This window comes from Nostoc sp. ChiVER01, from assembly GCF_034531155.1.
GTDB lineage: Bacteria > Cyanobacteriota > Cyanobacteriia > Cyanobacteriales > Nostocaceae > Nostoc.
Map to the genome: position 1 here is coordinate 224,825 of NZ_JAVRBS010000006.1, position 8,757 is coordinate 233,581.

General features: G+C 41.3%; 5 protein-coding genes and 1 pseudogene. 2 read left to right on the forward strand and 4 right to left on the reverse strand.

The window, feature by feature from the left end; all coding sequences use genetic code 11:
* Positions 1-450 precede the first annotated feature (450 nt).
* From RMY00_RS11005 to RMY00_RS11015, 3 genes are all read right to left on the reverse strand, one after another.
* Positions 451-3,168 carry a GAF domain-containing protein gene (locus RMY00_RS11005; RefSeq protein WP_322647569.1) on the reverse strand — a complete coding sequence of 906 codons (2,718 nt, stop codon included), beginning with the start codon at positions 3,166-3,168 and terminating at the stop codon, positions 451-453.
* Positions 3,169-3,738: 570 nt separating this feature from the next.
* Positions 3,739-4,203 carry an NADAR family protein gene (locus RMY00_RS11010; RefSeq protein WP_322647570.1) on the reverse strand — a complete coding sequence of 155 codons (465 nt, stop codon included), beginning with the start codon at positions 4,201-4,203 and terminating at the stop codon, positions 3,739-3,741.
* A 421-nt stretch (positions 4,204-4,624) separates the two neighbouring features.
* A complete protein-coding gene (locus RMY00_RS11015; RefSeq protein WP_322647571.1) occupies positions 4,625-6,142 on the reverse strand; it encodes an ATP-binding protein in 1,518 nt (505 codons plus the stop codon).
* Positions 6,143-6,586: 444 nt separating this feature from the next.
* Here RMY00_RS11015 and RMY00_RS11020 point away from each other — a divergent pair, with 444 nt between their 5' ends.
* Positions 6,587-7,336, forward strand: a complete 750-nt coding sequence (locus tag RMY00_RS11020) for a fatty acid desaturase (RefSeq protein ID WP_322647572.1) — start codon at positions 6,587-6,589, stop codon at positions 7,334-7,336.
* Positions 7,337-7,538: 202 nt separating this feature from the next.
* On the opposite strand, the gene RMY00_RS11025 is transcribed toward RMY00_RS11020, so the two are convergent.
* Positions 7,539-8,225: a response regulator transcription factor gene (locus RMY00_RS11025; protein ID WP_322647573.1), complete on the reverse strand. Its 687-nt coding sequence runs from the start codon at positions 8,223-8,225 to the stop codon at positions 7,539-7,541.
* Between the two features lie 150 nt (positions 8,226-8,375).
* Between RMY00_RS11025 and RMY00_RS11030 the strand changes: the two are divergent.
* A pseudogene (locus RMY00_RS11030) lies at positions 8,376-8,757 on the forward strand (hypothetical protein); the annotation flags it as partial.

Here is an 8,757-nt window from a genome sequence, read left to right on the forward strand (position 1 = left end):
GATCTCAGACTTCTCTTTAAACACAACAACACCCAAACCTCTACTCGCTGAACTATCTCCTCTCATTGTTTATCATAGCCAGGGATGTACTAATTTTCATCGCTTGTTTAAACAAGTTATAAAAACTAGTTACAGCGCCCCCTAATATTCCATCTTTGAGGAAATAGCAGTTTTCGCGTTGGGTGTTGCTGTGTTTTGGCGAGACAGATTTAAGTTAAACAGCGTCTTTTACCTCTTATTACATTCCAAATGCAGCTGTTATATCTGCCAGGGAGGCTTTATTAGCTTCAATTATTAGATTATCACTTCTTAGATGAGAGGGATTTTTTTTGCAACTAAACTTTACTTTTGTCATTTGTCTCAGTCAGGGTTTAAATCTCCCTCTAAAATGTTTTTAATTTAAAATTTTAAATCGTTAACGATTTCTCTAAGTTTAGCAATCTATTTTGACTAAAGGCTGACGGGAATTTCAATCCAGAACTCTGTACCTTTGCCAAGTTCTGAAATGCACTCCATTATTCCACCATGTTTTTCGACAATAATTTGATAGCTGATTGCCAATCCCAATCCTGTACCCTTACCTACAGGTTTGGTAGTGTAAAACGGATCAAAAATCCGCTTTTTCACCTCTTCAGTCATACCAGCTCCATTGTCGCTAATACGAATTAATAGACGAGAATTGTCTACTGAGACTCTAGTGGAAATGTGGATAGTAGGCACTGGGTATTGGGCAATCTTTTTGTCGTCCCTCTTACTTCGATTCCCCATTTCTAGCGCATCTATAGCATTGCTGATAATGTTCATAAATACCTGATTCATTTGACCGGCATAGCATTCCACCATTGGTATGTTGCCATAGTCTTTAATGACCTCAATGCCACGGAATTCACCATTACCTTTGAGCCGATGTTGCAAAATCAATAAGGTGTTTTCAATGCCTTCATGCAGGTCAACGCGCTTGTTTTCAGCCTCATCCAAGCGAGAAAAACTGCGTAACGACACCACTATTGAACGGATGCGATCGCTTCCTACTTGCATTGAGGTGATGATTTTCGGGAGGTCTTCTACCAAAAATTCAAAATCTATCGCTTTGATCGCTGTCTTAATTTCGCTATGAGGTTGGGGATAGTATAACTGATAGAGGCGTAAAATTTCTAACAGTTGTTCAGTATAATCACTAGCGTGGCAGAGGTTCCCGTAAATAAAGTTAACAGGGTTGTTGATTTCGTGGGCGACACCCGCCACTAACTGTCCTAAACCAGACATTTTTTCGGTGTGAATCAATTTTGTCTGTGTTTCTTGGAGTTCATGTAGGGTATGCTCTAACTGGGCAGCTTGATTTCTGGCTTCAGCTTCGGCATTACAGGTTTGTTCGTAGAGTTGCGCTTGTTGAATAGCGATCGCAGCCTGATCTCCTAGCTGTTGCAATAAATCAATTTCTGCATCCTCCCAATTTCTAGGAGTCTCACACTCATGGGCTATTAGTAACCCCCATACTTCCATACCTATATTAATCGGAACTATTAAGGTTGCTTGTATTTGCAAACTCTGCAAAAACTCTCGATGACAATTATTTAAAGAAGCTATCGAAACGTTGTTAATTACCCGTACTCTGCCCTGACTATATAGATGGGTATACTCATCAGGAAAGCAATCGGCTGGTGCATTCATTCCCAAAACTGACTGCCAATTGCCATTAATCTCTTCGACAATCACCGATTTACTCTTCAGTTCAAAAATCACCACGCGGTCTGAGTTTAGCAGGGCACGGACTTCCCGAACGATGGATTGCAGAGTTGTCTGCAAGTCTAATGTGCGGCGAATATGCTCTGTGACTTGCTTGAGTACCTTGGTAAATAGTAATGATTTTTCGAGTTCATAAGTTTGCTCTTGCACCCGCAGTTCTAAATTGCCATTCAGGGTTTGTACCTGTTTAAACATCTGTTGCTGCTGAATTGCCATTGAGAAATGATCGTACAAGGCTTGCGCTAGTGAGATGTCTTCTGGTTTCCACTCAACTGATTGCCCCTTTTTTTGCTCTCGCCAAAGCTCAAAAGAAAGCTGTGGTAATAGTTGCCGCCGATTTTGTTCACATCGTCCCGCCCACAAGATTTCCGTTTCAAATTCACAGCGAAAAATGCTTAATACACCGATAAATTTTTCCCGGTAATGTAGGGGAATTACCATAAGTCCGCGAATTGGAGTTGAACGGAATGCTAAAGCCAAAACTCGCAAATGGGGTTCTTTATACAGGTCAGATGTTGCCCAAACATTACCTTGTTTAAATTCAGCCATCCAGTTTTGCCATAAGGGATGATGTTCGATAATATTGTTATCTAACTCGTAGGGGAGTGTGGGTTGTTCGCCCCAGGTGTATAGTTCCTGACTCTGTTCAATGTAAAGCCTGCCACCTGTTCCATTGAAGGCTGTAATAACTTCTTCTAGCGCCCCCTGTAATTGGACTGTCGGCAGTTTATGTAATAGTGTAGTAACTCGATTAATAGTAGCTTCTCGCTCTTGCTTAGTGCGGGCTGCGGTGAGTAGATTACTTTGAGCGATCGCGATCGCTACTTGGTCAGCTACTTGCTGCAATACTTGTAGTTCCCGCTTTAAAATTTTTCGCGGTTCACTTTGGTGAGCTACCAACAATCCCCACAATGTAGGTTTTGCCGATTGTTCTTGGAAATCGCAATCTAAAATTGGCACTACCAACGAAGACTGCACGCCCATTGCCTTTAAGTATTGAATATGGCACGGGTCTACCTGCCGATAGTGGATATTAGTTTCTAGACGTTTGCCAGTTTCTTTTGACTGTAGAGGCGATAGCCCGATCTTCCCATTTGCCACATCCACAATCGAACGTTGCCCCACTAACATAAACATCTCTCTGGCTGCTTCTGGAATATCATTAACTGGGAAACGCTGCCCTAATAAAGATGGTAGACGCTGCTCATGGATAGATTCAGCGATAACTTCACCACTACCATCGGTATCAAAACGATATATTTTTACTCGATCTGCACCCAAAAATAAACGCACCTGGCTAACGGTAGTTGTTAATATTTCCTGGAGGTCGAGCGATCGCCTGATCTGGTTTATCATCTGGTGCAGTAAACTTTCTTGATCTAAGCTTTGCTGCAACCCTTTTGGTTTATCGGTAAATGTCATTGCTTACATACACCATGACTGAAGTATAATTTTTTTTTATAATTGATTGTCGCTGTTCAGAGTTTTAAACTTAACAATGCCTTGATCTTCGTTCCATTTCTAAAAATTTTTGCTACAAATGTGTTGCTTGGGGCATACATCTGGTGCAAATATTTTTGAAAATGGATTTAGAGGATATTTGAAAAGGATCAGATATTTTGCTTGTTATCTCGAACCCTTCTAAAGTGGATTTAGGTAGATATCAAACTATTTACTTGTATTATTAGATACTGTCAAAACATCCTTTCAAGGCTAAAGTTAAGAAAATCTTAATCATTAACATCTATTAATTTTATATTCTCAATGATTAAACTATTTCAGTAATTTTACTTAATTTATTGACTGAAAAACTGCGTTAAATTAAAAATATTTTTTCACCCTTTTTACTCATTAATGCAATTAATTAAAATTTTTTCAAATAATAACTAAATTATTGGCAACTGTTTCAAAGATTTTTGGCTGGGGAATTTTACTATTCCCCGTCGAATTACTGATTTTATGTTGAATGTAACTATTTTGATTAAATTATTCCTAAATTATCGTTAAAGATAGTAAGTTACGGATTTCTTCACGTACACTCATGAGAGTTTTACCGAGATGGTTTTGACCGGTTCTATTAGCACCACAGCCCCAAAAAGAATCGGTTGGAGAGTTTTCAACCAAAATCTCATCACCTGTTTTTAGGAGAACTTCTCTAATATCAGTATGAGTGATAAACTTTTTGAGGAGAGCTTCTCGCATAATTTCAGTTTTGACCAAATCCCAGTCTCGACGGAGTTGGCGAGTGCTACATCTTCCCAACGCGGCAGCTTCTTCCGGGGTTGCGGCAGCATGGATGACGGGTATGATTCCCGCATCTGTGCTGCCAACAAACTTTTGAGCTTGATAATAATGCTCAACCGTTGGCCAGTAAATACCCTGAATATGGATTCCGTGGGGAGAAAAGTTAGAAAAACAGCCATAAGGCTGCCAAACCTTATAAAAGTAAATGGTCATTTGAAAATTGCTCTTTTATATATTCAATTTCAGGGTAGCTGAAAGATCGCACCCGCAACCCAAAATCGTTATCAGATAGATTTTCTCTCGGTTCATATCATTAGGGATTCTTCCCAACGGCTCAATGAAGAAGCAGGGGGCAGGGGGCAGGGGGAAAAAGGCTTTTGAGATTTTTGCACAGATACGGTAATCATAAGTGATTCACCGGACTTGATATGATTTCCCCACTTCTACTAAGTGGTTCTCGAATTGATGGGGTCAAATCCAATACGCTTGGGTTAAGGAACGAAACCCAATATTATCAAGGCTTTGTTGGGTAACACTAAAGTTCAAGCCAACTTAGTTTTATTTTTTAGCTTTAACTGAACCGTATTGGAAAATCCCCATTCTTTTCCATCCCCCCTGCTCCCTTGCCTCTTCTTCAATTCTGTAACTTCATTGGTAAGGTGAGGGTGAATGCTGTTTGACCAAAAGATGTTGAGTCAAGGGTAAGATTGCCATGATGGGCCCTGGCAATTTCACGGGCTAGGCCCAGTCCCAGTCCGATGCCTTCTACCTTGCGGGTTCGAGCCGGATCGCCGCGATAAAAGCGGTCAAAAATGCGATTACGATCGCTCAGGGGAATATCTTTGGATGCGTTGGCAATGGTGATATGGAGAGTTGTTTGAATTTGATGGGCGCGAATTTGTATCCAGCCGTTAGCGAGATTGTATTTGATGGCATTACTGAATAGGTTTTGCAAAACTTGAATGAGAAGATCGCGATCGCCCTGTACCCGTAGCCCGTCAGTGAAATCAGTTTGTACACTCAAGTGGGGAGCTAACATTTCCACATCTTCTAACATCTCCATCAGTAACTCAGACATATCCACCTCAACCAAATACAAACTCATTTTTCCCGCATCTGCTAGAGATAGCAGCAAGAGTTTTCGCATAATTCCACTCAGGCGGCGCACCTCATCCAACAGGTTACTTAAGCGTTGTTGTACTTCACTTCCAGGATCGACCTGTTGCAGGGTTCGTTCCAGTTCGCCTTGCAAAATAGTCAGTGGCGTTTTCAGTTCATGAGCCGCATCACCACTAAAACGGGAAGCTTGGGTAAAACTGCGTTCCAAGCGTTCCAGCATTTGGTTAAATACCTGAATTAGTTCGACAAATTCCACATCAGTTGTCCCAATGGGAATCCGTTGATCTAGCCCTTTGACAGTCACCTGTTGAATCACGCCTGTTAATTGCCGGATAGGACGCAAAACACTACCAGAAACCAACCATGCACCGATCGCAACCAGCAAAAGCCCTCCCGGAATTGAAATCAGAAAGATATTCTGAATCGTTGCCATTTCTTGATCGACGGCTTGGAGATTAACAGCAATGGCAATCTGAACATTAGGAAATTTAGCTGCCCCAATCCGCCAAGCTGCTGTTTTTGTCTGCTCAGTAACTAATTGAGTTGGACGAAGACGAAGAAAAGGTGGTGGCTGAACGGATGGATTTGTATTGGGGGGTGGCGGTGGTTCTCGCTGCAAAAGTGGTGGTATAGGTATCAACTGAAGACGCTTAAGCAGCAAACGATTCATCTCAACGTCGCTGGTTAGAGAGTTGGATTGATAAAGTATCTTGTTGTTTGCATCAAGCACCAGTAGGGCAATGGGAGTTTTTGTATTGGTTCTATAGGCATAAGATAATGAATCTTCGTAAAGCTGCCATCGTGAGCGCTCGGATGAGAGTTGACTTCCTTTGCTGAGAAATTCGGGAGGTTCTTGGCGTGGAGGCAAGTTTGGAGTTGGCCGCATCAAATAATTTAATAGTTCTGCATCAAGACGGCTAATTTTTGCATTGTAAATCTGAAACCAAGAGATTGCGCCAAAGCCTACTAATGTGGTTCCAGCTAGAGCCGCAGACAACAGAGCAATTCGGAGGCGAAACGAAGAGAGTTTCATGAGCTAGAATCCATCCATGAGAGGTTAAGATGAAGCGTATTTTGCCAATTAGTTAAAATACTCAAAATAGTCTTAAGAAAAATGATAATCTTGCGTGGGCGAGGCTGAAGTTTCGACTTCACCCGTCTCAAAGGAAAGAAAAATGGTCGAATGTTGCGATCGCTGCTAGATGTGCCGCGCCAAGAGCCAAGATAGAGAAAAGAGAAACTCAATCGGGCAAGGATTGTGAGCAGTAATCCTGGGTTTAAGCTTTTGAGAGAATATTGGAATGATGATTCTGCTAAAGCAGATTCTGATCGAGAAGGTGAATCGATTGTTTGAGCCAGCTAAGAAACAGAAAATTCTGCTGATCTCTGAAATTCAGCCTGGTGTAAAATGCCAAAAGCATAACTGCATTTCAGAGATACAATGCTCAAAAACACCAAAAAATGTCCAATAGAGTACATGACTACCGATGATGATGCCAGTCAATATCTCCGTCATTGTGCTGTAGCTGCTCTAATCCTAGTAGGGGCTTATGGTTTATTTGTAGCTGATTTTATTTCTAGTTGGATTTTATTTGCGATTGTTGCTGTTACACTGCCTCGCTGGATTATTAGCGTACATGAACTTATTCATGTAAAAAGCGACAAACAGATAAACAGGATAATTAGTTGTTTGGCTATTAGTCCTATTCCTCTTTCTATTTTGACACTAAGTTACCTACAAATCTGTGAAATTCATCTATCTCATCATCGGAGTCCAACAACAGAATCTGATTTAGATGCTTATCATATTCGAGGAAATTTATTTGTGGTTATTTTAAACGCCTTGAGTACGCCAGAACAAAGTTTTATTCGTTCAATTCAATTGAATGGATTTAATCTTCAACTAGGGTTAGATTTGCTCATAAAACTATTGATTTTAGGGATATTGATATTCTTTGGTAAAGAAAAGTTTTTTTTGTTTTGGTTATTTCTGCGAATTGTGTATGGGCTAGGAGATATAGTGTTTTTTCGTCTTGTACATCACCAAAAAGGGAAATACGGGACATTTGAGATTAAACTTCCCAGTATTCTTGAAACATTAGGAGAACTAATTTTTGGTAAAACGGTGATTCAAGCAACAATTAATCATGATGTACATCATCAAAATCCTGGGATTGCCGCACATAATTTAGCAATGGCGAGACCCTACATTAATGAAAGTTTGTAACACTTAAGACTTACACACTTTACAAACTGAATATCATGTGGATATTAAGCTTATTAACATAAAAGTCTTGCCCTACCTCCTTCCTGGGCTGCTGCCTGGGAATGTGATACTTGGAGGCAGAGCCTCCCTGAATAGCATTACAAGGCTCTGCCTTGTAACGAGAACTAATGCACATTGATATTATTGCAATTAGCTTAACCTCTCACGGATGGCTAGAATCTGGCTTGCGAAATCGGTATCCAACCCCTCGAATGCTTTCAATCCAGACTGCTTGATCGATGGGGTCAATTTTTTTACGAATTCGCTGGATACAAACATCTACAACGTTGGTGTTGGGGTTAAAGTCGTAGCCCCAAACGTGTTCTAAGATTTGAGTACGGGTGAAAACTCTTCCGGGAGAGCGCATGAGATACTCTAGAAGATTAAACTCGCGGCTAGTGAGTTCTATCGCTTGGCGATCGCAAGTAACTTCCCTGGTGATGCGATCGAGTTTGATAGGGCCTACGCAAAGCAGATTTTGGCGCTCGCTCACACTCCGGCGGACAACGGCATGAATTCGAGCCGCTAACTCTTCCACAAAAAACGGTTTAGCGATATAATCATCGGCTCCTAAATTTAGTCCTTCTAAGCGATCATCTAGTTCATTCCGAGCCGTCAACAAAATTACCGGAGCATTTCGACCTTGCCGCCGCAAGAGTTTCAGAATCGATAGTCCATCCTTTCCCGGCACCATAATGTCGAGTACGATCGCATCATATTCATTTTCTAATGCCCGCAGATATCCTTCATCACCGTTGTCGCAGTAGTCTACAACAAATCCCTGCTCCTTCAGTCCAGCCCGGACAAAGTTAGCAATTTTTGCCTCATCTTCGACAAACAGAACGTTCACAAGCCTTCACTACTTTACTTACTGTTTCAGTATAAGTTCTTCATCTTTGTGCTTAAATTACAAAACTGTAATTTAGAAAGCAGGTGGACTGTAATTTTAAGTTGGCTTAATTAGAAATATCAACACCCTACCTTTTGAAGGTTGATTTTTATGAATATTCGTCGAGTACTAGTTGTAAGTGCGATTCCGGTTCTGGTTGGCACATTTGGTTTTATTTCACTCAATCAAGCAAATGCCGCTAGTAAATTCTCTCAAATTGCACAAGCGCAACTACCGCCCAACCAAGCACCGGATGAACAGGGACGACCACCTCGACCTGATTTTGCAGCAGCTGCGGTGAAGCTAGGAGTTACAGAAGCTAAGTTAAAAGATGCGTTGGGAGTTCCTGCTAATCCTCCCAATCCAGGCGATCGCAATCAGCGTCCACCTCGACCTGATTTTAAAGCGGCGGCGGCAAAGTTAGGAGTTAGCGAACAAAAGTTAAAAGATGCGTTGGGAGTTCCTGCTAATCCTCCCAATCCAGGCGATCGCA

Bases quoted from the DNA above. Each gene is read 5' to 3' on its own strand.
- RMY00_RS11015 (WP_322647571.1), bottom strand. From the start codon at position 6,142: ATGAAACTCTCTTCGTTTCGCCTCCGAATTGCTCTGTTGTCTGCGGCT.
- RMY00_RS11005 (WP_322647569.1), bottom strand. From the start codon at position 3,168: ATGACATTTACCGATAAACCAAAAGGGTTGCAGCAAAGCTTAGATCAA.
- RMY00_RS11010 (WP_322647570.1), bottom strand. From the start codon at position 4,203: ATGACCATTTACTTTTATAAGGTTTGGCAGCCTTATGGCTGTTTTTCT.
- RMY00_RS11020 (WP_322647572.1), top strand. From the start codon at position 6,587: ATGACTACCGATGATGATGCCAGTCAATATCTCCGTCATTGTGCTGTA.